The 23,791-nt window shown below is 65.9% G+C and carries 28 protein-coding genes and 1 pseudogene; 19 read left to right on the top strand and 10 right to left on the bottom strand.

The features are described 5' to 3' along the window. Window positions 1–219: 219 nt before the first annotated feature. Entirely contained in the window at window positions 220–738 is a 519-nt protein-coding gene (locus tag AB0M74_RS23230) for a nitroreductase/quinone reductase family protein (RefSeq protein ID WP_366528373.1), read from the bottom strand. Between the two features lie 84 nt (window positions 739–822). Between AB0M74_RS23230 and AB0M74_RS23225 the strand changes: the two genes are divergently transcribed. From AB0M74_RS23225 to AB0M74_RS23210, 4 genes and pseudogenes are all read left to right on the top strand, one after another. Next, window positions 823–1,281: a MarR family transcriptional regulator gene (locus AB0M74_RS23225; RefSeq protein ID WP_366528372.1), complete on the top strand. Its 459-nt coding sequence runs from the start codon at window positions 823–825 to the stop codon at window positions 1,279–1,281. Between the two features lie 45 nt (window positions 1,282–1,326). Continuing rightward, window positions 1,327–1,914: a YdeI/OmpD-associated family protein gene (locus AB0M74_RS23220; protein WP_366528371.1), complete on the top strand. Its 588-nt coding sequence runs from the start codon at window positions 1,327–1,329 to the stop codon at window positions 1,912–1,914. 175 nt (window positions 1,915–2,089) lie between these two features. After that, window positions 2,090–2,269 (top strand): annotated as a pseudogene (locus tag AB0M74_RS23215) (cupin domain-containing protein); the annotation flags it as partial. Continuing rightward, window positions 2,249–2,674 (top strand): AraC family transcriptional regulator, encoded by a 426-nt coding sequence (locus AB0M74_RS23210; RefSeq protein ID WP_366528461.1) that lies wholly within the window; start codon window positions 2,249–2,251, stop codon window positions 2,672–2,674. The pseudogene AB0M74_RS23215 and the gene AB0M74_RS23210, both read left to right, overlap by 21 nt. Window positions 2,675–2,703: 29 nt before the next feature. Here AB0M74_RS23210 and AB0M74_RS23205 read toward each other — a convergent pair whose 3' ends face one another. The 4 genes from AB0M74_RS23205 to AB0M74_RS23190 form a co-directional block, all read right to left on the bottom strand. Beyond that, complete coding sequence (locus tag AB0M74_RS23205; RefSeq protein WP_366528370.1) at window positions 2,704–3,507, bottom strand: AMP-binding protein; 804 nt, start codon at window positions 3,505–3,507, stop codon at window positions 2,704–2,706. Window positions 3,508–3,810: 303 nt separating this feature from the next. Next, complete coding sequence (locus AB0M74_RS23200) at window positions 3,811–3,999, bottom strand: hypothetical protein (RefSeq protein WP_366528369.1); 189 nt, start codon at window positions 3,997–3,999, stop codon at window positions 3,811–3,813. Window positions 4,000–4,234: 235 nt separating this feature from the next. Further along, window positions 4,235–5,134: a phosphotriesterase gene (locus AB0M74_RS23195; RefSeq protein ID WP_366528368.1), complete on the bottom strand. Its 900-nt coding sequence runs from the start codon at window positions 5,132–5,134 to the stop codon at window positions 4,235–4,237. Continuing rightward, window positions 5,131–5,565, bottom strand: a complete 435-nt coding sequence (locus AB0M74_RS23190; protein ID WP_366528367.1) for a carboxymuconolactone decarboxylase family protein — start codon at window positions 5,563–5,565, stop codon at window positions 5,131–5,133. The genes AB0M74_RS23195 and AB0M74_RS23190 overlap by 4 nt, the downstream gene beginning before the upstream one ends. 90 nt (window positions 5,566–5,655) lie before the next feature. Here AB0M74_RS23190 and AB0M74_RS23185 point away from each other — a divergent pair, with 90 nt between their 5' ends. Then, on the top strand, window positions 5,656–6,216 hold the full coding sequence (locus AB0M74_RS23185) for a CGNR zinc finger domain-containing protein (RefSeq protein WP_366528366.1): 561 nt from the start codon (window positions 5,656–5,658) through the stop codon (window positions 6,214–6,216). A 25-nt stretch (window positions 6,217–6,241) separates the two neighbouring features. On the opposite strand, the gene AB0M74_RS23180 is transcribed toward AB0M74_RS23185, so the two are convergent. The 3 genes from AB0M74_RS23180 to AB0M74_RS23170 form a co-directional block, all read right to left on the bottom strand. Further along, window positions 6,242–7,375, bottom strand: a complete 1,134-nt coding sequence (locus AB0M74_RS23180; RefSeq protein ID WP_366528365.1) for an AI-2E family transporter — start codon at window positions 7,373–7,375, stop codon at window positions 6,242–6,244. Between the two features lie 73 nt (window positions 7,376–7,448). Beyond that, window positions 7,449–8,234: an alpha/beta fold hydrolase gene (locus AB0M74_RS23175; RefSeq protein WP_366528364.1), complete on the bottom strand. Its 786-nt coding sequence runs from the start codon at window positions 8,232–8,234 to the stop codon at window positions 7,449–7,451. Window positions 8,235–8,255: 21 nt separating this feature from the next. Then, entirely contained in the window at window positions 8,256–8,825 is a 570-nt protein-coding gene (locus AB0M74_RS23170) for a helix-turn-helix domain-containing protein (protein WP_366528363.1), read from the bottom strand. 35 nt (window positions 8,826–8,860) lie between these two features. Between AB0M74_RS23170 and AB0M74_RS23165 the strand changes: the two genes are divergently transcribed. Continuing rightward, window positions 8,861–9,415: an SDR family NAD(P)-dependent oxidoreductase gene (locus AB0M74_RS23165; protein WP_366528362.1), complete on the top strand. Its 555-nt coding sequence runs from the start codon at window positions 8,861–8,863 to the stop codon at window positions 9,413–9,415. 51 nt (window positions 9,416–9,466) lie between these two features. Here AB0M74_RS23165 and AB0M74_RS23160 read toward each other — a convergent pair whose 3' ends face one another. After that, window positions 9,467–9,748 (bottom strand): hypothetical protein, encoded by a 282-nt coding sequence (locus tag AB0M74_RS23160; protein WP_366528361.1) that lies wholly within the window; start codon window positions 9,746–9,748, stop codon window positions 9,467–9,469. Window positions 9,749–10,019: 271 nt separating this feature from the next. Between AB0M74_RS23160 and AB0M74_RS23155 the strand changes: the two genes are divergently transcribed. Then, complete coding sequence (locus AB0M74_RS23155) at window positions 10,020–10,241, top strand: hypothetical protein (RefSeq protein ID WP_366528360.1); 222 nt, start codon at window positions 10,020–10,022, stop codon at window positions 10,239–10,241. Between the two features lie 177 nt (window positions 10,242–10,418). Here the strand turns inward: AB0M74_RS23155 and AB0M74_RS23150 are convergent, their stop codons facing one another. Continuing rightward, complete coding sequence (locus AB0M74_RS23150; RefSeq protein WP_366528359.1) at window positions 10,419–11,900, bottom strand: PucR family transcriptional regulator ligand-binding domain-containing protein; 1,482 nt, start codon at window positions 11,898–11,900, stop codon at window positions 10,419–10,421. A 172-nt stretch (window positions 11,901–12,072) separates the two neighbouring features. Between AB0M74_RS23150 and uraD the strand changes: the two genes are divergently transcribed. The 12 genes from uraD (at window position 12,073) to AB0M74_RS23090 (ending at window position 23,790) form a co-directional block, all read left to right on the top strand. After that, complete coding sequence (gene uraD, locus AB0M74_RS23145) at window positions 12,073–12,618, top strand: 2-oxo-4-hydroxy-4-carboxy-5-ureidoimidazoline decarboxylase (RefSeq protein WP_366528358.1); 546 nt, start codon at window positions 12,073–12,075, stop codon at window positions 12,616–12,618. Further along, window positions 12,615–12,914, top strand: coding sequence for a hydroxyisourate hydrolase (gene uraH, locus AB0M74_RS23140; RefSeq protein ID WP_366528357.1), 300 nt, complete (start codon window positions 12,615–12,617; stop codon window positions 12,912–12,914). The genes uraD and uraH overlap by 4 nt, the downstream gene beginning before the upstream one ends. A gap of 3 nt (window positions 12,915–12,917) precedes the next feature. Then, on the top strand, window positions 12,918–13,793 hold the full coding sequence (gene pucL / locus AB0M74_RS23135; RefSeq protein WP_366528356.1) for a factor-independent urate hydroxylase: 876 nt from the start codon (window positions 12,918–12,920) through the stop codon (window positions 13,791–13,793). Between the two features lie 13 nt (window positions 13,794–13,806). Then, window positions 13,807–14,676, top strand: a complete 870-nt coding sequence (locus AB0M74_RS23130; RefSeq protein WP_366528355.1) for an FAD binding domain-containing protein — start codon at window positions 13,807–13,809, stop codon at window positions 14,674–14,676. Then, window positions 14,676–15,146, top strand: a complete 471-nt coding sequence (locus tag AB0M74_RS23125) for a (2Fe-2S)-binding protein (protein WP_366528354.1) — start codon at window positions 14,676–14,678, stop codon at window positions 15,144–15,146. The genes AB0M74_RS23130 and AB0M74_RS23125 overlap by 1 nt, the downstream gene beginning before the upstream one ends. Further along, entirely contained in the window at window positions 15,143–16,492 is a 1,350-nt protein-coding gene (locus AB0M74_RS23120; protein WP_366528353.1) for an 8-oxoguanine deaminase, read from the top strand. The genes AB0M74_RS23125 and AB0M74_RS23120 overlap by 4 nt, the downstream gene beginning before the upstream one ends. Then, window positions 16,489–18,819, top strand: coding sequence for a molybdopterin cofactor-binding domain-containing protein (locus AB0M74_RS23115; protein ID WP_366528352.1), 2,331 nt, complete (start codon window positions 16,489–16,491; stop codon window positions 18,817–18,819). The genes AB0M74_RS23120 and AB0M74_RS23115 overlap by 4 nt, the downstream gene beginning before the upstream one ends. A 121-nt stretch (window positions 18,820–18,940) precedes the next feature. Then, a complete protein-coding gene (locus AB0M74_RS23110) occupies window positions 18,941–20,383 on the top strand; it encodes an NCS2 family permease (protein ID WP_366528351.1) in 1,443 nt (480 codons plus the stop codon). Window positions 20,384–20,387: 4 nt separating this feature from the next. Continuing rightward, window positions 20,388–21,455 carry an XdhC/CoxI family protein gene (locus AB0M74_RS23105; protein WP_366528350.1) on the top strand — a complete coding sequence of 356 codons (1,068 nt, stop codon included), beginning with the start codon at window positions 20,388–20,390 and terminating at the stop codon, window positions 21,453–21,455. Window positions 21,456–21,670: 215 nt separating this feature from the next. After that, entirely contained in the window at window positions 21,671–22,048 is a 378-nt protein-coding gene (locus tag AB0M74_RS23100) for a gamma-glutamylcyclotransferase (protein ID WP_328404938.1), read from the top strand. Further along, complete coding sequence (locus tag AB0M74_RS23095; protein ID WP_366528349.1) at window positions 22,049–22,849, top strand: TIM barrel protein; 801 nt, start codon at window positions 22,049–22,051, stop codon at window positions 22,847–22,849. Between the two features lie 53 nt (window positions 22,850–22,902). Continuing rightward, on the top strand, window positions 22,903–23,790 hold the full coding sequence (locus tag AB0M74_RS23090; protein WP_366528460.1) for an NAD(P)-binding domain-containing protein: 888 nt from the start codon (window positions 22,903–22,905) through the stop codon (window positions 23,788–23,790). Window position 23,791 lies beyond the last annotated feature (1 nt).

The raw sequence follows: 23,791 nt of genomic DNA, 5'->3' as shown, positions 1-23,791 counted from the left end.
TGCGTCCGGTCGTGCGGGCGCCCACCGCGCAGATCGTGATTCACAGCTTTCGATCGGTTACCACGCGGTTCGTAAGCTGATGCATCAGTCCCACTCGAAGGGCCCGGTCCACGTGCTCTAGTGGTTATCGCAACACCCCGGTTCGGAGCTGCGATGGATTTCAGGATCCGGGGTAACCGAGCCTCTGTGCTAGTGCAGCGGACGGCCGGCGCGGTGGCATCAATCAGGCGCAGCGGAGCCCGCCTCTTCCCCTGTCGAGGACTCTGGTGGCGTGTCGGCCGGAGTCAGGCGGATGATCGGCAGGATCCGGTCGGTTCGCTGTTGGTAGCCCGCGTAGCGGGGCTGGGCCGCGATGATCTGTCGCCACGCATGTTCATAACGTTCTCCGTCGAGTTGTGCGGCGGTGACCCGGAGCGGTCGGCCGGCGATCGTGGCCGTCAGCTCGTCGGGATGCGCGGCCATGTTGTGGTACCAGGCGGGATGTCGGGCCGCGCCCGCCGCCGAGGCCACGATCAGCCAAGCGTCGTCCCCGTCGTGAAAATAGGACAAGGGAGTCTGCCGATGCTCTCCCGTCTTTGCGCCGACCGTCGTCAGGTACAGGACGTCCATCCCCATGAATTTGTCACCTTTGCGCCGGTGGTAGCCGATCATCGCGCGGCGCATCAGCCGGGAAACCACGGCGGGCATCGGCGGAGTGCGCGCACCATGGGTGCCGCCCGGAGTCTTCTGAAATTTCATGACAACCCCTGTTCGATCTATTGCCTATACAACGATTGTAGAGATAATTGTTGTTAAAGCAACTGGATCGCTAGTATCGGGGACATGTCGGCAACGCGAACAGTGGTCCTGGCCTGGCGGAACCTACACCTGGTCGATACCGCGGTGCGCGGGTTGCTCGACAAGCGGCTGCTCGCCGAGGCGGGCTGCTCGTTGCTCGAGCACGACCTGCTCGCCTGGCTGGCGGCGACGCCGCAGCGGCGACTGCAGATGCTCGACCTCGCGGACATGCTCGGTGTCACGCGCGGCGGTCTGACTCGAATCGTCGACCGGTTGGAGGAGCGTTCATGGGTCGAACGTGATCGGCCCGCGAGCAATCGCCGCGAGGTGTATGCCGTGCTCACCGCCGAAGGTGAGCGCGCTGTCGTGGGTGCGCGGACGGTCTACTCCCGAGTGCTGCGGGAGACCCTCGGCACCCACTTGAGCTCCGAGGAACTCGACGAACTCGACCGTATCGCCGGCAAACTGCGCACCGCGCTCACCGGAAAGGGTGCACAGCGTTGAAAAAGTGCTCATTTGATGAGCACTTAAGGCTGGAGGATGGTTGTCATGAACCTCCTCTTCGTGAGCACGATCGACGAATGGCGTACCTGGTTGGCAGAACACGGTCGGTCCGAAAAGGAAATCTGGCTGGTCATCCACCACAAGAACAGCGGTGTGCCGAGCCTGCGGTATGGCGAGGCGATCGAGCACGCGCTGTGCTACGGCTGGATCGACGGACTGCACCGCAAACGCGACGCGAACAGCTCGCAGCTGCGGTTCAGCCCGCGCACCCCGCGCAGCACATGGAGCCGGGTGAACAGGGAGCGCGCGGCGAACATGATCGAGCGGGGGTTGATGACCGAGCACGGTCGAGCCTTGATCGATCTGGCCGTGGCCAAGGGGGCCTGGGAAGTGGTCGCGGACGACGATCGCTGGGCCGTACCCGATGACCTGCGCGTGCTGCTCGACCGAAATGATGCCGCCCGCACCAACTTCGAGAGTTTTCCGCCCTCCGCCAAGCGGCTGATCCTGGAATGGATAGTCACCGCGAAGCGTGCGGATACGAGGGGGCGTCGGATCAAACGAACGGTGGAACTCGCTGCGGTGAACGTTCGAGCCAATCACCCGGGTGTTCGGATGCAGGCCGCCGGCTGAGACCGCCCGGTGACTTCCCCGGATGGTAGTCGCGCTCGTGTCAGCGGTCCTGGCGGCGACGGTTGTGCTCGCGCCGTCGTCTACCTCGGCTGCCCCCTGGACTCCCTCCTGGCATCCTCGAATAGCAAGCGCGCGTTCGGTTCTGCTCTGTGGCGCTTACTAACTCGATCGAACCCGATCACACCTGTTGATGAACGAGCTCACCGACCTGGTGCACCTGCCCGCGCGGTCGGCAAAGCACAGCGAACTGCGCCACCTCATCGATCTGCTCGCCACCGAGTTGGAGGACCGGCGACCAGGGGGTGACGCAATCGTGCCCGCGCTGATCGACGCCATGCTGTTGTACATCCTGCGGGCGTGGATAGACGACGGATCCGTGACCGAGACCGGCGACCCGGCATCGTCGGGATGGGCTCCGGCACTGACGGATCCGGCAATCGGACGAGCTCTGCAAGGTATTCACGCCCAACCCGCACACCCATGGACCGTCCACGAACTCGCGGCGCGCAGCGGTCTGTCCCGCTCGGTCTTCGCCCAGCGCTTCACCGCATTGGTCGGCGAGCCACCGCTGACCTACCTGAGCTGGTGGCGGATGACTACCGCGGGCCGACTGCTCCGCGAATCCGACGCCTCGCTCAGCGCGGTGGCCCGACGGGTCGGCTACACCTCCGAGTTCGCGTTCGCCAAAGCCTTCAAACGCGAATACGGCACTCCGCCAGGCCGATACCGGCGTCCGATCCCGCGCGTGCAGCCGGTCTGAGGCGCAGGAGAGCGCCGATCCGGCATCAGCTATCGATTGGCGGACATGGTGACCAGTCTGCGGGCCAGTCGGTGGGTCCGAAGGTCCAACGCGCGGTCGGGCGTGGCGTCGATCGTGGCGGGGCGCTCTCGGATGGGTGGTGTCCAGGGCAGCGGCGTCGTCGGCACGGTGAACGGTGTGCCGCAGGCGCAGGCGGTGGACAAGAACACCGTCATCGAGTCGGAGGTCGACAGGCGTTCGTTTCGGCGGGCACAGATTCCGGCCACCGCCGCCTGGGTCACCGCTACGGCGTCGACTACCCCTGGCGCATCGACGGAGAAGGTCACAAAGGCGATGTCCTCGGCACGGATCGGGCGTTGTCGTTCTTTGTGGGACAACTCGTCAGCCGGTGCCAGGGCGAGTTCGTTCTGGAAATCCTGGTCGTTGAGCATCAGCCAGTGGGCCGAGCCGCGCAGGTTGCCCGCGCCCGCGGTCAGGCCGATCGCCGGTTTCCAGTCGGCCAGCAGTTGGGTGACATGTTCGGCGGCGGTGTTCGTGTCGACGACGATGAATCCCGCGCCGGTTTTCGCGACCGCCCACATGGCCGACACCGACTCGATCGATGATCCGATCGCCAGCGCGACGAGATCGCCGGGGCCGATCTTGCGTTGGATCAACAGTCGCGCCAATCGAGAAGACGCGCTATCCAACTCGCGATAGCTGAGCTCCGAGCGCCGACATGACACCGCAGTGCCGTCGGGATCGGCCTCGACGGCCGCTGCCAGTAGTCGCGGTAGGTTGATTACCCGTGGTCGCCGCGAGCGGACCGGTCGCGTGCGTGTCGGCTGGTTCATCGGCTGCTGCTCAATGCCACTACTGCGCATCACCATCGTCTACCCATCCACCGATACCGCGATCGGTCGTCACTGTTGCTTTGTCGAGCCGTCCTTCGGGAAGTTGCTTCGTTGTTGCCCACTCTAGGAGTGCGGCCCCAACTTTCGACACGGGGGCTACCGCGTGTTGCGTCGCGCCCTCGGCAGTGCCGATCGACAGTTGTGCTCGGGCCTCCCGCGAGCGACCGAGATCCGCCGATCACCGACCACGGATTCGCGGAGCGATCAGTCCCACCATCAGGCTTTCAGTTTCCAGCGAGCCCCTCAGGCCCACAGGCGAGCACAGGGCAGCGGCGGCAAATCGTCACGCAGTTCGTCGTCGACAGTGACCCTGAATTCCGGAAAACCTTGGGCCAGTTCATCGGCCACGCTCTGGGCTTGCTCGGCCGATGCTCGGTAGTCCAGTGTCAGCGCACCCGATTCGATGCGGATATGTCGCGCCGGTGTTGTCATGTCCCGGCTCCTTCCCTGAGCGACCGGGCCGCCGGAATGGGGCGGTGGTGAATGTCGAGCGTGACTCAGGAGGAGGAACAGTTATCGCCTGCCGGGTGCCGGAAGGGTATCCGTTCGGTGCATATTCGCCGACATCGGCGCCGGCGGCAAGAATTCTGTTGGGCCGCAGTGATTCTCGCATCGAGCAATCGCTCGGGGCATCCCGAATGCCGACGCGGTAGTCCTGCTCATGGAACTATCGCCAGAGCGCCGCGAACGCGCGAGCGGGGTTGTCGACGAAGAGGGCGGTGGCAATGTCGGGGCCCAGTTCCCTTGTGATGCGAGGACGTAGCCCGCTCAGCAGGAACGGCATGCCGGGTCCGTCGGCGCTGGATCTGGCCGTCGAGGTCACCGTGTCACCACCCAGCAGGATTTGGTGCGCGTAACCCGCGTCGACCAGGGCTGCGATGCTGTCGAGCAGCCGCCAGTCGGTGCTGTGGTGTGTGCGAGACGGGCCGTCGAAGGACAGGAACGCGCCTGCCTCGGCGACTAGTCGATGAATTCTATTGTCGGGAAACCGATGTAGATGTCCGAGGATCACGCGTTGTACCGGCACTGCGTGGGTGCCGCACAGGAGGTCCAACATTTCCACGCCTGCGGACCCGGCTTCGAGGTGAACACCGATGGGGGCGTCGGTGGTGTGATGCGCCTCGGCCGCGGCGGCGGCGACCTTCTGGGCATGGTCATCGATGCGGTGATACGCGCCGGCGATCTTGATCATTCCGGCGCGCACGCCGGGACCGGTCAGCTCGTGAACGAACAATCCCGCCAGACCGTCGTAGACACGGTTCAGCTCATCGCGGTTGTAATGCCTGGCTTGATGCAAGCCCGTCGCGCCAATGATCTGGACGCCCGATTCCTGGGACAGACCAGGCAGCATCTCGGTCTGCGGTCCCATGCCCCACGGTGTCCACTGCACGACCGCCTGTCCGCCGAGCGCGGCGAACGCGGTCAGTTCGGCGAGCGCCGCTGCGCGATCGTCGAGCTCCTGGCCGGGCAGCATGGGTGAGCTGAGGAACAGATGGTCGTGGGCGTCGCAGACGCCGAGGGACTCCGGTCGGATATCGCCGAGCACTGTCCGGATTGCCGCACTCATCGTTGCTCGGTGTCGGCGAGAGCGGTTGCTGCCACCCGCAATCCGGCCAGTGCTCTCGGCACGCCGACGTACGGCGCGAGGTGGACGAACACCTCGATGATCTCCGTGCGGGTCATGCCGACCCGCAGTGAGCTCGTGACGTGCCCCGACAGCTGCGGGTCGACACCGCCGAGCGCAGTGAGCGCGGCCAGATTGATCAACTGACGGTCGCGTAGTGATAACCCCTCGCGTTGGTAGGTGCCGCCGAACAAGGCTGTGACCAGCCAGTCGGCGAAGCCGGGCGCGAGCTGTTCGAGACCGGGCAGCGCGGCTTGTTGGGTGGCCTCGTCTTGGAGCACCGCCAGCATTCGGTATCCCTCGGCGCGGTCGAACCGTGCCGGTGTCAGTCGTTCGGACAGTGCTCGGTCGGTCGGTTCCGGTTCGGTCGTCATGGCATCCCCTCATTCCTGTCGAATCATGTAACGCTATGAGCGTTACGCGACGCTAACACATGTAACGGATAAAGCGTTACGATGGCGACTGTGACCAAAGAGGACAAGTTCGCCTTTCGCTTCGACTGTGGCGCGACCTGGTTGAACCTGCTTGCCACGAGAGGTCGTACGTTCAGCGCGGATCCGGTCGAGCGGATCGCGACACCGGACCGGCTTGCCGAGTGGCTCGAGTTGTGCGACCTCGCGGCTGCCCGCACTCCGGATCAGCATGATCTGGACCTGGCCTGTCAGCTGCGAGAGACGCTGCGCACCTTGGCATTGGCCACCGTCGACCAGCAGCCGCCCCCGGCGGCGGCTGTTGCGGGGCTGTCGACCTTCTTGGCCGAGCACGACCACCCGGTGCGGTTGATCTCGGACCATCGGTTGCGCCGTGTGCCGCCCGCGACGGTGACCGATGCCCTTGCTCGCATCGCCCGCCAGGCCGCAGACCAGTTGACCGGTGCGGACCGGGCATTGCTGAAGAGCTGTCCGGAACCCGATTGCCGCGGCGTATTCGTCGATTCGGACGGCCGGCGGCGCTGGTGCCCGTCGCCCGCATGTGCGAGCCGTGGTCGGGTCCGCGCGCATCGCGCTCGTCGCAGCGCCGAATAGGCGCGAATTGTCCTTTCGGTAGCCGCTATTCGGCGGAGGGTTCGAGCTCCTCGTCGACTTCGGGTGGCGGGGTGGTGGCCGCATCGATCTGCTCGCCGAGGTAGCGGATCGTCACGGCGACGACCGCTGCGAAGGGGACCGCGAGGAAGGCTCCGACGATGCCGTACAGCGATCCACCTGCGGTGATGGCCAACAGCACGAGGACGGCGTGCAGCTTCATACTGCGGCTCTGGAGCACTGGCTGCAGTACGTTGCCCTCGAGCTGCTGCACCGCGACGATGATGCCGAGCACGATCAGCGCCGTGGTCAGACCATTGGCTACCAACGCAACCAGCACCGCGAGCGCACCGGCGACGAAGGCGCCGACGATCGGGATGAAGCCACCGAAGAACGTGATCACGGCCAGGACAAGAGCAAGCGGCACCCCGAGTATCACCAACCCGGCGCCGATGAACACCGCGTCGATCAAGCTGACAAGCGCTTGCGTGCGGATGAAACCGCCGAGGGTGACCCAGATCCGATTCAGCACCTCCTCGAGGTGGCGGCCGGTGCGGCTGCCGAGCGTGCTGTGCAGCCACGGCATGAAGCGCGGCCCGTCTTTGATGAAGAAGAACGACAGCGTGAGCACCAGGACGAGGGTGACGATCGCCGATGTCGCGGCGCTCACCCCGCTGAAAACACCGGTCGCGATCCGCTCGGTGCTGGACTGCAGCCGTTGCACGATCGCGTCGACTCCGGAATCGAGTTGTTCCTGACGGATTCTCAGTGGCGGGCCCTGTAGCCAATCGCGCACCTTATTGACGCCCGCGGTCGACTTGTCGGCGAGTTCGGGGGCCTGATCGACGACCGACGGCACGATCAGTGCCACCACCCCGGCGAGCAGTCCGAGGAAACCGACCAGGGTGACCGCGGCTGCCGCGGCCGGGCGCAGACCGTGCTGCGTGAGCCACCGTGTCGGCGGCCACAATACGGTGGTGACGACGATCGCGAGTAGGACCGGCAGCACCGCCACCCACAGCTTGGCGAGGACGTAGCCGATCACCCAGCTGCCCGCCGCGATCGCGACGATGCACACCGCCCACTTGGCGAGCCACAGCACACCGGTGCCGATGACATCGCCGCGGTCAGGCGTCGATTTACCTTCGTTCCGCTCGCTCACGGCCCCAGTCTCGCATGCATCCGACGGTTGAGCGGTGATTGTTCGGGCCGTCCGGTTTGCACCGTACCCGGGGCTACGGCCGAATCGAATTCAGGAAATCCGCGACCAGCGGTCCTGCGGTGGCCTGGAACTCGTCGAAGTACGCGTGCCTGGCACCCGGGATCAGCCGCAGCTGAGCGCTGGGGATGCGATCGGCGAGCAATGCCGCGTTCGCTGCTGGATTGAACCGGTCGTCGGTGCCGTGCACGACCAACGTGGGAGCGCCGATGTCGGGCAGTGCATCCCATGCGTCGTGCCTGGCGCTCGCGAGGAGATGCCGTCGTCGAGCGTAGGCGGGCATCGTCGGGTCGCCGAGGGTGTTGAACGGTCCAGGTGCGGTCGCCAGGTAGGCCGGGGTGTACATCAATTCCAGCAGCGCTTGTCCGGCGGCCGCCGGATCGGGATCGGCCAGCGAGCGGCGGACCTCGTTGTCGCGTTCGATGCCGTGCCGTCCTCCCGGAGTGGTGCAGCCGAGCACGAGGGCGCGCACCCGATCCGGATGGCGGGCGGCCAGCCACTGCGCGACGCGGCCGCCCATGGAGGTGCCGTACACATCGGCACTGTCGATGCCGAGATCGTCGAGTACGGCAATGGCGTCGTCGGCGAATCCTGTTGTGCTGTATGGAGTATCGGGCTTGTCGCTGTCGCCGGTGCCGCGATAGTCGAAGCTGATCGTCCGGTGGTGGGTATGGAAGTCGTCGCGAATGCCGTCCCACCAATGATGGTTGTTGGCCTGTCCGGCCAGCAGAATCAGTGGGGCGCCGTCGCCTTGTGTTTGGTAGGCGATGCGAACGCCATCGGTGGACTTGGCGTGGGGCACAGTGGGTGGTTCCTTCCGGTGTCAGGCCGTCGGTTGCTCGTGCGGCTGTCGGAGGCCGTCGAGTACCAGATCCAAGCAGCGGCGCCAGGCCGTTGGACTTGTGGTCTCGCCGAGCAGCGACAATGCCCACAGCAGATTTACGACGTCTTCGTCTGGTGCGTCCATGCGCATCGCACCGGATCGGCGGGCTCGGTCGAGCAGTGTCGACAGGTGTGACATCCCGCGATGACATGCCTGCGTGAGTTGCTCGGCGGCGGGATGGTCGCCGGTGAAGGCCTCAAGCAACCCGCGATCGGTGGTGAGCTGGTCGAGCAGGGCCTCGGTGAACCCTGTGAACGCTGTCCATGCGTCCGGCTCGATCGCGGCGCGCGCGGCGAAGTCGTCCAACGCGGCCAGCCGTGGTGGCAGCAGCGCGTCGATCAGCGCATCGCGGTGCGGGAAATGGTTGTACAGCGTCCCGATGCTGACGCCCGCGCGCCGGGCGATCTCCTCCAGCGACCCATCGAGTCCCTGCTCGCTGAACACGCCGGTGGCCGCGCGCAACAGCTTCTCGCGATTGCGGGCCGCATCTCGGCGTAGGGGTCTGGACATGCCCCCATTCTACAAAATCGAGGGATGCCTCGACTTTGTGCTCGGGTCTCGGCATGTCCATGGCGTGGCGCTTCGGCCGCGGAGGTTTCCGCGTCGCGCTCGTCTCACGCAGTGCTGCGCGGCACGGCACTTATCTGCGCGACCTCGCATCTCTCGGGATCGATGCCACCGCGCACACCGCCGACGTCACCGATCGCGACCGGCTGCGGTCGGTACTCGCCGAGATCGGGTGGGATGGCAGTATTGCGCTGGCCTACTACGGACCCGGTCCGACCCAGCAGCCGATACCGATCACCGAAATGGACATGGCGACAGCGCAATCGGCGTTCGAATGGGTGTGGCCCGCGGTCGACGTGGTGCGCGAAGTGTTGCCGGGCATGCTCGACGACGGCGACGGTGGTCTGCTCTTCGCGGGCGGTTTGTCCAGCGTGGAACGTGGCGAAATCCACGCCATGGTGACCGCGGATCCGCAGCGAATCGGCTCCCCGGACGGCCACACCCTCGACCCCGATCGGCTCGCGGACACCGCATGGGGCATGTACCGAACGCGTGATCGCGCGGAGGAGGTCTTCGACGCGTTCGGTGGATGACGATCGAAATGGGTTGCTACAGGGCTGCTTCCCTGTGCGGCGCCTCGGCGGTCAAGCGCCGACGACGGCATTCATGATGGTGCCCGCGCTGGTGGCCACCACGCCGCCGATCATGGCTCCCGCGATCATCTTCGGTGATTCGAGCTGGCCGCCGCTCCACTTCTCCCAGGCGAATCTCCCACCTGCATAGGTGATGCCGGAGACACCGGACAGCAGTACGAACCAGTCCAGGTACCGGACCATCTGCAGGATCTTGTCCGAATTGGGCGGCGCCTCGGGGGACGGGTTGCCGATCTGGGCGAGGACGGCGTCATAGGCGGCGGTCAGAATCATGGATGTGCTCGTTCCGTGTCGAGGTGGGCGTGGATGGCTAGCTCGAGCGAGTTGTCCAGATGATTGCCAGATCTATACCGCACAGTATGTGGGGCAGTCGCCGTTCGTGTGGGCGAGATCGCGCGACCTGTCGCGAATGTCCGATCTTGTCCAGGGGGATGGATCTGTGGGACAAGGCTATTGAGAGGCCGGGGGAATCGTGGCTGGACGGCACCGGGGCACGGAAACCGTGTATCTCGAAAAGACCTGAGGGGCAGTAGTATCGCCTGCCTTGCGCATGCGGGTCGGTGGCGGCGCGCAGGGCAGGGAGGGCGCCCGTGTCGGGGATGCGGCCGAAGAGACGCGCGATGGCGAGGTGGGGGAGTCGGAAGGCCGCGGATCGGCCGAGGGTTGGTTGCAGAACCTGCGGAAGCGTGGCCGCGCCGCAGTCGAGCAATTGGTTGCGGCAGCAGACCATGGCGGATCGCTAGACCCCGACGTCGCGACGATGTAATCCTGCTCCTGGCGACTTCTCCATCGGACGCCGTGCCTGCGGCGAACAGCGGCGGTGGCTGACAGTGGCGCGACGTGCACTCTCCCCGGATGTCGAGCTCGAAGCCGGGAACCGGCGCCGGCCACATGTCGAGCGGCGTGTGTGTACGTCCGCCGGTGGGGTAGCAGTCTCCGACGATCAGCGGAGGGCGAGGGCGAGGAAGAAGTCGACGCGGTCTTCCAGGCGGGAGAGGTCTCGGCCGGTCAGTTCTTCGATGCGTTGGATGCGGTAGCGCAGGGTGTTGACGTGGACGTGCAGCAGATCGGCGGACTTTGTCCAGGAGCCCGAGGCCTGGAGAAAGGTTTCCAGGGTGTGGACCAGATCGGAGCGGTTGTCCTGGTCGTAGTTGGTCAGTGGGTCGAGCAGGCGCAGCCGGAACATCCGGCGGACCTCGTCGGGGACGCTGGCGAGCAGCAGCATGTGGGTTGCCAGCTCGTCGTGTCCGACGACGCTGGTGGGCTGGTGGCGATCGGCGGCAAGGCGGCGGGCGTAGCGGGCCTCCTCCACCGCGCCGCGTAGACCTTCGCCGTCGACCACGCCGCTGACGCCGACCGATAGTTGACTGCCGCGTAGGCCGGGCTCCAGAGCTGCTACGGCCCGGTGGATTTCGTCGATGACCGAGCCGTCGGTGCCGGCGGGTATCAAGGCGATCGCCTCACTGTCGACGACGCCTGCGGCGGGCCTTCTGCCGTAGAGGATTTCGCGCAGCAGCACGCGTAATTCGCCGGGGCGCAGGGTATCTGCCTGCGCCGCGGCCACCACCGCAATATAGGACTCCGCAGGGCCGAGACCGGTCAGTTCGAGCCGGGAGATGATCTCGGCGGGCTTGGCGTCGGAGACGATCAGTTCGATGAGTTCCTGGGCAAGGCGGCCTTCGGCGCTCTGGCGGTCGTCCTGGCGGGCGCGTTCGAGGGACACGACGGCCGCGAGTTCGCCGGTCAGGGCGCGGCGCTCCTCGGGCCAGTCGCCGCAGTCGCCCTCGAAGACCAGAAACCAATCGGCCGCCCGTGACGTGCGGTGCTCGTCGACGGCGAACAGTGAATAGCGCGCGCTCTCGTGGGGCAGCACATGGGGCAGGCGGCGGGCATTGAGGAAGGCCGCCGTCACCTCGGCAGGCGGCGGTGGCGGGCCGGCGACCACCCGGCCGGTCGAGGACATGACCCAGCAGCGCATGCCGAGGTCGCGTTCGATGAGTTCCAGTACCGAGCCGAGGCCCGAGCCGGCGACCAGCTGGCGATGCCGATCGAGGACGGCGGTCAGATCGGCGGCGCGGCCGGTGGAGAGGTTTCTGGTTATTTGCTCGGTGACGGTCGCGAACGCAATGTTCTCCGGAACTCGGAACAGCGGGATGCCGTGTTTGCGGCACGCCTCGACGATGTCGGGCGGTGCGCCGCCGTACTTGGCATCGCCGGCGGCCAGCCCTGCCACGCCTGCTCGGGCCAGTGCTCGGACGAAAATCTCGCTGTCGGCGGGCTCGGTGCGCCATTGCAGGCCGGTGAGCACCAGCTCGCCGCCGGAGAGGTAACGGCTGGGATCGAGCATGTCCGTGGTTACCACCCAGCGAACGAAGCGGTCGAGCTGGTGCTCGCCGGTCACGAGCTCCAGCCCCAGGTCCGTCATGGTGAGTAGGGAACGTAGGCGCACGGTGTGGACGCTAACAGTCGAGGGGCTTGGACATACCTACAAAGAATTCGGTGTGAACTGGCACACAGTTCGGATTTCTCGTTTCTAGCTGCGGTGATCCCCAGCGGGTGTACTTACCGGACACGTTGAGACCCCGATGGGAGACCGGATGTCAGGTGAGATTGGATGGCTCAACTCACTGCCTCTCGACCACGCGGAGGCGGAGCTGCTGACCTGTTGCGCGTCCAGGAACTGGGCGCGAAAGGTGCTGGCGCACAGACCATATGAGAACAGCGAAAGCCTGATAGCGGCTGCGGTGACCGGAGTGTGCGAGCTGAGTTGGCCGGATGTCGAGGAGGCGCTGTCGGCGCACCCACGTATCGGAGAACGAGCCAAAGTGCCTGCAGCAGTGGGAGTTTCGTCCGCAAATGCGGAAAAGGCACGGCGCGAGGCACATTGGTCGCGCAGCGAGCAATCCGGGGCCGCGACTGCCGACCCCGCGGTGCTGCGTGAACTCGCCGCAGGAAATTTTGCTTACGAAGAACGGTTCGGGCATGTCTTCCTGATCCGCGCGACCGGCCGCAGCGCCGAGGAAATGCTCACTGAGCTGCGTAAACGCCTGGGCAACTCGGTGGAGGACGAGCGTGTGGTCATCGCGGCGGAACTCGCCGAGATCACGAGGCTGCGGGTGCGGAAGCTGCTGGAGCAGCGATGAGCCTGTCGACCCACGTACTCGATGCGGCCACCGGCCGTCCCGCCGCCGGACTGCTGGTCCGACTGGTGACCGACGAGGGCACCGTGCTCGCCGAGCATCGCACCGACACCGACGGCCGGATCAAGGACCTGCCGGCCTCCGCGGCCGGTGTGTACCGCCTGACCTTCGAGACCGGTGGTATCAGCCCGTTCTATCCGTCGGTCTCCATCGACTTCACCATCGCGGACCCAGCCGAGCACCACCACGTGCCGCTGCTGCTCAGCCCGTATTCCTACTCCACCTATCGAGGTAGCTGAACAATGTCGATCAAGCTAGGCCCCAATAGATACGGCAAGTCGGAGAACCGTGTCGTCAGGGTGACGAAAACCGGTGGCGTCCATGAGATCCGAGATCTCAACGTCAGCGTGGCGTTGTCCGGAGATATGGACGACACCCACCTCACCGGCGGCAACGCCGCGGTGCTGCCGACCGACACCCAGAAGAACACCGTCTTCGCCTTCGCGAAGGAGCACGGTATCGCCTCGCCGGAAGAGTTCGGCCTGCTGCTCGCCCGGCATTTCGTCGACTCCCAGCCGACCATCGAGCACGCCAGGGTTTCCCTCGAGGAGTACGCCTGGGAGCGCATCGTCGTCGGTCCGGGCGACCAGCAGCACTCCTTCGTCCGCTCCAACCAGGAGATCCGGACGGCCCGCGTCCACCACAACGGCGACGACGCCTGGGTGGTGACCGGACTGAAGAACCTGGTGGTCCTCAACTCCACCGGCTCGGAGTTCCACGGCTACCTCGAGGACAAGTACACGACCCTGCGGGAAGCCTACGACCGCATCCTCGCTACCGAGGTCAATGCGGAGTGGCGGCACAACACCATCCCGGACGACTGGGACAAGTCCTACCTGACCGCGCGGGGCTGCCTGCTCGAGGCGTTCGCCGAGACCTACAGCCTGTCGTTGCAGCAGACCCTGTATGCCATGGGCAACCGGGTGCTCGACACCTGCCCGGAGATCTGCGAGGTGCGGCTGTCACTGCCCAATAAGCACCATTTCGTGGTGGACCTTGCCCCATTCGGGCTGGAGAACGACAACGAAGTGTTCTGGGCGGCCGACCGACCCTACGGCCTGATCGAGGGTTCGGTCCTGTGCGAGGACGCGCCCGACGCCGGGCCCGCCTGGGACTGAATCGGGAATGACAATGGACTTTCTACAACCTGCCACCTGGGCCGAAGCGCTCGAGCTGAAGGCCGAGCGGCCGGACGCCACCCCGATCCAGGGTGGCACCGACATCATGGTCGAGCTCAACTTCGACAAGGGCCGCCCTGCCGCACTGCTCGACCTCAATCGCTGCCGCGACCTCTTCCAGTACGAGGAGAGCGACGGCAAGCTCCGGATCGGCGCCGGTGTCCCCTATGTGCGGATCATCAACAGGCTCGGCGACCGGCTACCCGGCCTCGCTCAGGCCTCCCGCACGGTCGGCTCGCCGCAGATCCGCAACCGCGGCACGGTCGGCGGCAACCTCGGTGGCGCTTCACCCGCCGGCGATGCCCATCCTGCGTTGCTCGCGGGCGACGCGGTGGTCGAGGTGGAGTCGGCGGCGCGCGGCAGCCGTCTGATCCCGATCGACGACTTCTACGTGTGGGTGAAGAAGAACGCGCTCGAACCCGACGAGTTGATCCGAGCGGTGTGGCTGCAGCCTGCGCAGGGGCCGCAGTACTTCGCCAAGGTCGGCACCCGCAATGCCATGGTGATCGCGGTGTGCTCGTTCGCCGTCGCGCTGTACCCGGACACCCGTTCGGCACGTACGGGCATCGGCTCCGCGGGCCCGACGCCGTTGCGTGCGAAACCGGCCGAGGAATTCCTTGCCACCCAGTTGCTCTGGGACGACCCCGCCCCGCTCACCGAACCGGTCCTGCGCGAGTTCGGCGCGCTCGCCGCCGCCGCCGCGAAGCCGATCGACGATGTCCGGGGGACCGCGGACTATCGCAAACACGCCCTGTCGGTGCTGGCGCGCCGCACCCTGAGCTGGGCCTGGAACGACCATCTAGCAGAGAGGAGGGCGGCCTGATGCGCGTGACCTTCGATGTGAACGGTGCGACGGAATCCGTCGATGACGTCTGGGAGGGGGAGAGCCTCCTCTATATGCTCCGGGAGCGGATGGGCCTTCCCGGCTCGAAGAACGCATGCGAGCAGGGTGAATGTGGTTCGTGCACGGTCTATTTGGATGGCACACCGGTCTGCTCGTGTCTTGTCGCGGCAGGCCAGGCGCAGGGTCGTTCGGTGCGGACCGTCGAGGGCCTCGCCAAGGGCGACAAGCTCGACCCGATGCAGCAGGCGTTCGTCGAGGCCGGTGCGGTCCAATGTGGTTTCTGCACACCGGGTCTCATCGTCCAAGCGCATGATCTGGTCGAGCACAACCCGGACCCCTCCGATGTGGAGATCCGGGAGGCGCTGGCCGGAAACCTGTGCCGCTGCACCGGATACGAGAAGATCCTCGACGCGGTACGGCTCGCGGCACGACGTAAGGCGGCCAAATGACCAGGGTCGTTATCGAGAACGCGTACATCGCGCCGGTCGTCGGTCCGGAGATAGCGTCCGGATACATCGTCGTTCAGGACGGCAGGATCTCCTCGCTCGGTGCGGGACCGGCGCCCGTCACCTCGGATGCCCAGCGCATCGACGGCACCGGCTGCTTGGTCACCCCCGGCTTGGTCAACACTCACCACCACCTCTATCAATGGGCGAGCCAAGGCCTGTTCCAGGATTCCACGCTCTTCGAATGGCTGACCGGGCTGTACCGCACCTGGGCGCGCATGGATGCCGAGGTTGTCTACGGCGCCGCCGCTGCGGGTCTGGGTTGGCTGGCGTTGACCGGTTGCACCACCAGCAGCGACCATCACTACATCTTCCCCAAGGGTCGCGGTGATCTGTTCGAGGCCGAGGTGCGCGCCGCGCGTGAGATCGGCCTGCGCTTCCACCCGTGCCGCGGTTCGATGGACCGTGGACAAGCCGACGGCGGCCTACCGCCGGACGAGGTGGTCGAGGACCGCGACGAAATCTTGGCTCACACCACCGAAGTCATCGACACCTACCACGATCCGTCGTTCGATTCGATGTTGCGGGTCGCTGTCGCGCCCTGTTCGCCGTTCTCGGTCAGCGAGGGCCTGATGCTCGATGCCGCCACACTGGCGCGGGCCAAAGGCGTTCGGCTGCACACCCATCTGGCCGAGACGCTCGACGAGCAAGAGCACTGCATCGAGCAGATGGGCTGCACCCCGGTCGAATACATGGAAAAGCTCGGCTGGCTCGGGGAGGACGTCTGGTTCGCCCACGCCGTCCACCTGCACGACGCCGACATCCGTCGGTTCGCTGAAACCGGCAGCGGCTCCGCGCATTGCCCCAGCTCCAACGCTCGCCTCGGCGCGGGGATCGCGCGCGTCACCGATCTGTTGGCCGCCGGCGCGCCGGTCGGGCTCGGTGTCGATGGCGCGGCGTCGAGCGAGCTGACCTCTCTTGCCGGCGAGATGCGCCAGGCCATGCTCTTCCAGCGTGCCGTGCACGGCCCGACGGCGTTCACCGCCCGCCAGGCCCTGGAGATCGGAACCCTGGGCGGCGCACGCAATCTCGGCCGACACAACGAGATCGGCAGCCTCGAACCGGGCAAACTCGCCGATATCGCCATGTGGCGGGTCGATGGCTTCCGCGCCGCGATCGAGGACCCGGTCTGCTCCCTGGTCTTCGGCCCGACACCGCCACTGGCGCGACTGCTCGTCGGCGGCAGGACCGTCGTGGAAAACGACGAACTGCGCACCGTCTCGCACGATGCGGTCGGCAGGGCAGGCGCAGCGGCACGGAAACGGTTGATGGGAGAGGAGTCTCGATGACTGCGGCACGTACCACCCGATTCCCCGGCGAGGTCGCGGCGCCGGGGAAGGGCGGCATCGGCGAGAGTCCGCTGCGTCCCGACGGCACCCTCAAGGTGAAGGGCGAATTCGCCTACTCCTCCGACCTGTGGATGGACGGCATGCTGTGGGGCGCGACCCTGCGTAGCCCGCACCCGCGCGCCCTGATCCGGAGCATCAATATCGCTCCTGCGCTGGCCATTACCGGTGTGCACGCGGTGCTCACCGAGCAGGATGTGCCCGGCCGAAAGATGTACGGCCTCGACCACACCTGGGATCAGCCGGTCCTCGCCATCGGTGAGGTGCGCCACCACGGTGAACCCATCGCCCTGGTCGCCGCCGACCATCCCGAGATCGCCCGCCGCGCTCTCGCCGCCATCGACATCGATTGGGAAGTACTGGAACCCATTACCGACCCGATGGCGGTGGTCTCGGCTCCGAAGCGACTGAAGGTGCAGGAGCGCGGCGGCATCGCCCGTCACCAGCCGGTGCGCGTCGGCGATATCACGGTGGGCCGCGCCCTGGCCACCGTGGTGGTGACCGAGGAGTTCGAGGTCGGCATTCAGGACCAGGCATTCCTCGGTCCCGAATCCGGCATGGTCATTCCGACCGAGGACGGTGGCCTCGACTTCTTCGTCGCCACCCAGTGGCTGCACAACGATCTCTCGCAGATCGGCCCGTGTCTCGGCCTGGCCGACGACCAGATCCGGATGACCATGGCCGGTGTCGGGGGAGCCTTCGGCGGCCGCGAGGACCTGTCCATGCAGATCCACGCGGGCATGTTGGCCTTGCGCACCGGCAAGCCCATCAAGATGGTGTACAACCGCGAGGAGTCGTTCTTCGGGCACGTACACCGGCACCCGGCGAAGATGCTCTACGAGTACGGCGCCAATGCCGTCGGAAAGCTCACCTACGCAAAGGTTGTCATCGTTCTCGACGGTGGCGCGTACACCTCGGCGACACTGAATGTCACCGGTAACGCGTCTTCGCTCGCGGTAGGACCGTACGAGATTCCGCATATCGAGATCGACGCCTACGGGGTCTACACCAACAACCCGCCGTGCGGTGCCATGCGCGGATTCGGTGCTGTCCAAGCGTGTTTCGCGCACGAGTCGATGATGGACAAGGTCGCGCAGGCATTGGAACTCGACCCGGTGCATGTGCGCCAGATCAACGCCGTCTCACAGGGCTCGAAGCTGGCGACCGGACAGGTGGTGCACGCGCCGGCACCGCTGGCGGAGATGCTCGATCAGGTACGCGCGATCCCGTTGCCCGAGGCGTTGGATGCCTCCGACATCAGGAACCTGCCGGGTGGGGCTTCACAGACCACCCACGGCGAGGGCGTAGTGCGCGGCATCGGCTACGGCGTCGGCATCAAGAACATCTGCTTCTCCGAAGCGTTCGACGACCTGTCGACGGCCCGAGTGCGACTGGAAGTCATTGCCGGAGAACCGGTTGCGCTGGTACACACCGCGGCAGCCGAAGTCGGCCAGGGATTGGTCACCGTCGAGGCGCAGATCGCACGCACCGAACTCGGGATCGAAAGGGTCACTATCCATCCCGCCGACAACCAGGTAGGTGATTCCGGGTCGTCGTCCGCTTCCCGGCAGACCTACATGACCGGCGGTGCGGTCAAGACCGCCTGTGAGGCGGTGCGGGCGCGGCTGCTCGAGCTCGCGATCGCGCAGGGTCACGGTCCCGCCGCACAGCTGATCGGCGGCAAGGTCGTCTCGGAGACGGGGGAGGTGCGCGCCGCGATCGTCGATGTCCTGAATGAGGGGGTCATCGAAGAGACCCGCGAGTACCACCACCTCCCGACCACCGGGATGGACCCGGTCACCGGCCAGGGGTCCAGCCATACCCAGCTCGCACTCTGCGTGCACCGCGCGGTCGTGGATGTCGATACCGAGCTCGGCCTGGTCAAGGTCGTCGCGCTCGACGCAGTTCAAGACGTAGGCAAGATCATGAACCGCCTGTCCCTGGAAGGCCAGATCCATGGTGGCTCCGCACAGGGCCTCGGCCTGGCAGTTATGGAGGAAATTCAGGTCAAGAACGGAAAAGTCCTCAACCCGTCCTTCACGGACTATCTGATCCCCACGATCCTCGATATGCCTCCGCAGAAGCTGGAGATTCTCGAGAACGCCGATCCGCACGCCCCCTATGGGCTGCGCGGCGCCGGAGAGCCACCGACGCTCTCTTCGACCCCTGCGATCGCCTCGGCCATTCGTGACGCGTGCCGATCGCAGGGTGGAAACGTGCACATCAATCGTGTGCCGGTGCGACCGGAAGACATCATCCGGAGCAGTTGATCAACAGGGGCAGCCTGCCTATCTAGGACAGACCCCACAACAGCAGTACCCGAACCGAGCGGTCCGCTCGAGTCCACAAGGACCGGACCGTAGGTCGGCTACGCCCCGAGGAGGGCACGCCATGACCCAAATTCAGACCAAGCCCAACGCGCCAGAGCCGGTAGCAGGAAGGTCTGCGCTAGACCGGTTCTTCCGGCTGAGTGAACGCGAAACCACGGTTTCCCGGGAAATCCGTGGTGGCATCACCACTTTCGTCGCGATGGCCTACGTCATCCTGCTGGTACCGCTCATTCTGGGCGGCGTCGCGGATGTCAACGGCGATACGTTGAGCATCGCCCAGCTCACCACTGCCACCGCATTCTCCGCGGGGCTCAGCACCATCCTGATGGGCGTGGTCGGCAATGTGCCGCTGGCGCTCGCCGCGGGGCTCGGTGTGGTTCCGGTGGTCGCTTTTCAGGCCGCACCCCACATGACCTGGCCTCAGACCATGGGTTTGGTCGTCCTGATGGGGGCGATCATCGTGGTGCTCGCCGCGACCGGGCTGCGAACCATGATCATCAATGCCATCCCACTCAGCCTCAAAAACGCCATCGGCGTCGGGATCGGCATGTTCATCGCGATGATCGGTCTGGTGTCGGCGGGCGTGGTCGGCCACGGCACGCAGACCGGTCCGCCGGTCACGTTGGGGGCCGGTGGTCATCTTTCGGGTTGGCCGGTAGTGGTTTTCGCGGTCGGACTGCTCGTCATGCTCGCGCTGTTCATCCGCAAGGTGCCCGGTGCGATCCTGATCAGCATTGTCATCGCGACGGTGCTCGCCATCGCGGTCAACGCAGTGGCGAAGATCGACCCGGCGACGTGGGGTCCGGTGGTGCCGGAGGCACCGAAAGGGTTGTTTTCCGCACCGGATTTCGGCCTGATGTTCGGCATCGATCTGTTCGGCGGATTCGCCGAGGCGGGCGGGCTCGTCGCGGGAGTCGTGCTGTTCACCCTGGTGCTGACCGGCTTCTTCGACGCGATGGGCACGGTATTCGGGGTCTGTGACGAGGCCGGCCTGCTCGATGAGAAGGGCACCATGCCCGGTCTGGGCAAGGTGCTGACCATCGACGGCGTCGCGCAGATCATCGGCGGCGCGGGCGGCGGTGCGGGAAACACGGTGTATGTCGAGTCCGCGACGGGTGTCGGTGAGGGCGCCCGTACCGGGCTGACAAGTGTCGTGACCGGCGGACTCTTCTGTCTCGCTGTACTTTTCACCCCGCTGGCCGCGGTGGTGCCCATCCAGGCCGCCGCTCCGGCGCTGGTGTTGGTTGGTGCGCTGATGATGACCCAGGCCCGCAAGATCGACTGGGCCGATCTGGAGGTGGCGGTCCCCGCCTTCCTGACCATCGTGCTGATGCCGTTCACGTACTCGATCACCAATGGTGTCGGGGCCGGCCTCATCTCCTATGTGGTGATCAAGTCGGCGCGCGGCAAGTTCCGTGAAATCCATTGGCTGGTTGCGGTTGTCGGGCTGGTCTTCGCCGGCTACTTCGGCATCTCGGCCATCGAACTCCTGCTGGGCGGATAACACGATGCGTGACCTCGCGACAGAACTCCTGCACTGGCATACGGCGGGCAAGTCCTACGCCGTCGCCACCGTCATCGGTGTCACCGGCAGCGCGCCTCGGCCACCTGGTGCCACCGTTGCCGTCGATGCCGAAGGCACTGTCATCGGCAGCATTTCCGGTGGTTGTGTCGAAGGTGCGGTGTACGAACTCTGTCGCGAGGTGCTGCGCACCGGACAGTCGATGCGCGAAACCTTCGGATACAGCGACGAGGACGCCTTTGCTGTCGGCCTGACCTGTGGCGGAGAGCTCGAAGTGTTCATTCAGGCGATTACGCCCGACGAGCACGGGACGATTCAGGCGATCCTGCAGTCCACCGAGGCGGTCGCGCTGGTGCGCGACATGACTACCGGGGCGGCGATGGCGCTCGGCACCTGGTGGACCCTCGGTGCGACCTTCGAAGAGGTGATCATCGCGGAGGCGCGGGCGATGCTCGACACCGGCTCGACCGGCCTACGGGTCGTCGGCTGCGGGTCCGGCGAACGCACGATCTTTGTGGAGTCCTACCTACCGGCGCCGCGCATGATCGTCTTCGGCGCAATAGATTTCGCCGCCGCCGTCACCCGCATCGGGCGGTTCCTCGGCTACCACGTCACGGTCTGCGATGCGAGACCGGTGTTCGCCACCCGCGCCCGATTCCCGGAGGCCGACGAGATCGTCGTGGAATGGCCCGACCGCTATCTCGCACGCACCCCGGTGGATTCGCGCACCGTCTTGTGTGTGCTCACCCACGACGCGAAGTTCGACATCCCGCTGCTCGAGGTGGCGCTGCGGCTGCCGGTCGCCTATGTGGGCGCGATGGGTTCCCGTCGCACCCATGCGGATCGCCATGCGAGGCTGCGCGCGGTTGGTGTATCCGAAGAAGCTCTCGCACAACTACATTCGCCGATCGGCTTGGACCTCGGCGGACGCACGGCCGAGGAGACCGCAGTGGCGGTCGCTGCCGAGATCGTCGCGGTCCGCCGTGGCGGTTCGACACAGTCGCTCACCACCAGTGACGGCCCGATCCACCGGGACCTGGTCCCGGCCTGGTGAGGGCTCGGCACCGCACACCCCGTGTCTGAGCCGTACACCCATCACACGGGGTGTGCGGTGCTGCCCGCGTTCGGCCGATCAATGACGTACGCCTTTCTGGAGCATCGTACGAAATGAGCTCCGAAACAGGCGGTGCGCTCGGTGTTAATCGCGTCTATTCCAAGCTATCCGGTCACCCACATACTTGACGAAATTTCGAACAAAGGACCCGAACAATGCCGTTGATATTTCTGAACGGTTCCGCGATGCGTGGCGGGCCGCTGAACCACCTGCTGGACGGTGCGCCCTTCGCGGGCGAGGTGAAGACCGCGCCGCGTTACCGATTCTTCTCTGTCGGAGACCGGTTTCCCGGCCTCGAGCCGGCCGCGGACGGCGGCGACTCGATCGCGGGAGAGCTCTTCGATGTGCCGCTCGACGTGCTACGCAGCAGGTTACTGCCCGCCGAGCCCCCCGAACTGGAGCTCGGCGCGATCGAACTGGAAGACGGCCGTTCGGTCCTGTCCATGGTATTGCGCAGGCCGCCGACATCGTATCCGGAGCTGATCGATATCACGGCGATCGGCAGCTGGCAGAAATACCGTCGAAGGAGCTGAATGAATAATTACGCAGGGAGTTCGAAACTCCCGAAATTCGATGTCAACTGCTCGATACTCTTCACCGACCTCCCGTTGCTGGAACGACCGGCCGCCGCGAAGCGGGCCGGATTCGACGCGGTCGAATTCTGGTGGCCCTTCGGGGAGAATCCGGCACCGGGCGATAGAGCGGTCGATGAATTCATCCGCGCGATCAATGATTCCGGTGTCGAGCTGATCGGCCTGAACTTCATCGATCTGATCCCCGCGGGCCGCGGCCTGGTCTCGGTCCCCAGCGAAGTCACGAAGTTCCGGGACAACATCGATGTGGCCGTCGGGATCGCCGACAGCACGGGATGCCGCGCCCTGAATGCCCTCTACGGCAATCGGATCGCGGGCGAGTCTCCGCAGAAGCAAGACGAACTCGCATTGGAGAACCTGCGCATCGCGGCTCAGGCGGCAGCGCGCATCGGCGCCACCGTGCTGGTCGAGGCGCTCAATTCCTTCGAGTCGCCGGACTATCCGATCGTGAGCGCCGAGCATGCGGTGCGCGTCATCGAGCAGACCGGCGAGCCCAATGTGCGGTTCCTGTGCGACCTCTATCACCTGGCCAGGATGGACGAGAACCTCATCGAGGTGATCGAGACCCACGCACCGCACATGGGCCATGTGCAGATCGCCGACGATCCCGGCCGCGGCCGACCCGGCACCGGGGAGCTGGACTTTCCCCGGCTCTTCGACACCCTGGCCGCGAGTGGCTACGACGGCTGGATCGGCCTCGAATACAAGGACCCCGAGTTGGATTGGAACTGGATCAAATGAGCGAGCGCCGCGAGCGAATCATCGACACCGCGCCCGCTGGGATGGGCGGAGTCATGAGCAAGATCGGATTTGTCGGACTCGGGATCATGGGCAGCCCGATGGCGGGGCACCTCGTCGCGGCCGGGTACGACGTCACCGGTTACGACGTCGGCCCGACCGGGCTCGACAAGCTGAAGGCGGCGGGCGGCGCCGCCGCGGCCGGCGCCGCGGAAGCGGTGCGCGACAAGGACATCGTCATCACGATGCTGCCCCAGGACGAGCACGTCGAGCAGGTCTTCGGCGAGGTCCTCGAGCACGCGAACCCCGGGACGCTCTACATCGACTTCTCTACGATCACCCCACAGACGGCCCGGTGGACCGCGCAGGAGGGCAGGAAGAAGGGCCTGCGGGTCCTCGACGCCCCGGTGAGTGGAGGGGAGACCGGGGCGGTCGGTGCCGCCCTGTCGATCATGGTCGGTGGCGCGGAGGCCGACTTCGAGGCCGCCCGGCCGATTTTCGACGCGGTCGGCAAAACCGTCGCGTTGGTCGGCGGCAATGGTGCTGGGCAGTGCGTCAAGGCAGCCAACCAGCTGGTCGTCGGCGGCACCTATGCCCTTGTCGCCGAGGCGATCCTGTTGATGGAGAACCTGGGCGCGGACGCGGCGAAGGGCCTCGACGTACTGGCAGGCGGCCTTGCGGGCAGCAAGATCCTCGAGCTCAAGCGTGCGTCCATGTTGGCGCGCAGTTTCGTGCCGGGCTTCCGAATCGACCTGCACCACAAGGACATGGGCATCATCCTGCAGGCCGCTCGTCAGGCCGAGGTGTCGATTCCGATGGGGGCGCTGACCGCGCAGTTGATCGCCGCGGCACGGGCCATGGGCTATGGCTCGCTGGACCATTCGGCGCTGTTGCTCGTCGCGGACGCGCTGTCCGGGCGGACCGAGACAGACGGGGCGAACTGAT

This window comes from Nocardia sp. NPDC051463 (assembly GCF_040681975.1).
In the GTDB taxonomy this organism is placed as follows: domain Bacteria; phylum Actinomycetota; class Actinomycetes; order Mycobacteriales; family Mycobacteriaceae; genus Nocardia.
The sequence above is the reverse complement of the archived record's forward strand: the minus strand, read 5'-3'. Positions and strand labels throughout refer to the sequence as shown.

Coding starts and splice junctions, on each gene's coding strand:
- AB0M74_RS23230 (WP_366528373.1), bottom strand. CDS start 738: ATGAAATTTCAGAAGACTCCGGGCGGCACCCATGGTGCGCGCACTCCG.
- AB0M74_RS23225 (WP_366528372.1), top strand. CDS start 823: ATGTCGGCAACGCGAACAGTGGTCCTGGCCTGGCGGAACCTACACCTG.
- AB0M74_RS23220 (WP_366528371.1), top strand. CDS start 1,327: ATGAACCTCCTCTTCGTGAGCACGATCGACGAATGGCGTACCTGGTTG.
- AB0M74_RS23210 (WP_366528461.1), top strand. CDS start 2,249: ATGCTGTTGTACATCCTGCGGGCGTGGATAGACGACGGATCCGTGACC.
- AB0M74_RS23205 (WP_366528370.1), bottom strand. CDS start 3,507: ATGAACCAGCCGACACGCACGCGACCGGTCCGCTCGCGGCGACCACGG.
- AB0M74_RS23200 (WP_366528369.1), bottom strand. CDS start 3,999: ATGACAACACCGGCGCGACATATCCGCATCGAATCGGGTGCGCTGACA.
- AB0M74_RS23195 (WP_366528368.1), bottom strand. CDS start 5,134: ATGAGTGCGGCAATCCGGACAGTGCTCGGCGATATCCGACCGGAGTCC.
- AB0M74_RS23190 (WP_366528367.1), bottom strand. CDS start 5,565: ATGACGACCGAACCGGAACCGACCGACCGAGCACTGTCCGAACGACTG.
- AB0M74_RS23170 (WP_366528363.1), bottom strand. CDS start 8,825: ATGTCCAGACCCCTACGCCGAGATGCGGCCCGCAATCGCGAGAAGCTG.
- AB0M74_RS23160 (WP_366528361.1), bottom strand. CDS start 9,748: ATGATTCTGACCGCCGCCTATGACGCCGTCCTCGCCCAGATCGGCAAC.
- AB0M74_RS23150 (WP_366528359.1), bottom strand. CDS start 11,900: ATGACGGACCTGGGGCTGGAGCTCGTGACCGGCGAGCACCAGCTCGAC.
- uraD (WP_366528358.1), top strand. CDS start 12,073: ATGTCAGGTGAGATTGGATGGCTCAACTCACTGCCTCTCGACCACGCG.
- uraH (WP_366528357.1), top strand. CDS start 12,615: ATGAGCCTGTCGACCCACGTACTCGATGCGGCCACCGGCCGTCCCGCC.
- pucL (WP_366528356.1), top strand. CDS start 12,918: ATGTCGATCAAGCTAGGCCCCAATAGATACGGCAAGTCGGAGAACCGT.
- AB0M74_RS23130 (WP_366528355.1), top strand. CDS start 13,807: ATGGACTTTCTACAACCTGCCACCTGGGCCGAAGCGCTCGAGCTGAAG.
- AB0M74_RS23125 (WP_366528354.1), top strand. CDS start 14,676: ATGCGCGTGACCTTCGATGTGAACGGTGCGACGGAATCCGTCGATGAC.
- AB0M74_RS23120 (WP_366528353.1), top strand. CDS start 15,143: ATGACCAGGGTCGTTATCGAGAACGCGTACATCGCGCCGGTCGTCGGT.
- AB0M74_RS23115 (WP_366528352.1), top strand. CDS start 16,489: ATGACTGCGGCACGTACCACCCGATTCCCCGGCGAGGTCGCGGCGCCG.
- AB0M74_RS23110 (WP_366528351.1), top strand. CDS start 18,941: ATGACCCAAATTCAGACCAAGCCCAACGCGCCAGAGCCGGTAGCAGGA.
- AB0M74_RS23105 (WP_366528350.1), top strand. CDS start 20,388: ATGCGTGACCTCGCGACAGAACTCCTGCACTGGCATACGGCGGGCAAG.
- AB0M74_RS23100 (WP_328404938.1), top strand. CDS start 21,671: ATGCCGTTGATATTTCTGAACGGTTCCGCGATGCGTGGCGGGCCGCTG.
- AB0M74_RS23095 (WP_366528349.1), top strand. CDS start 22,049: ATGAATAATTACGCAGGGAGTTCGAAACTCCCGAAATTCGATGTCAAC.
- AB0M74_RS23090 (WP_366528460.1), top strand. CDS start 22,903: ATGAGCAAGATCGGATTTGTCGGACTCGGGATCATGGGCAGCCCGATG.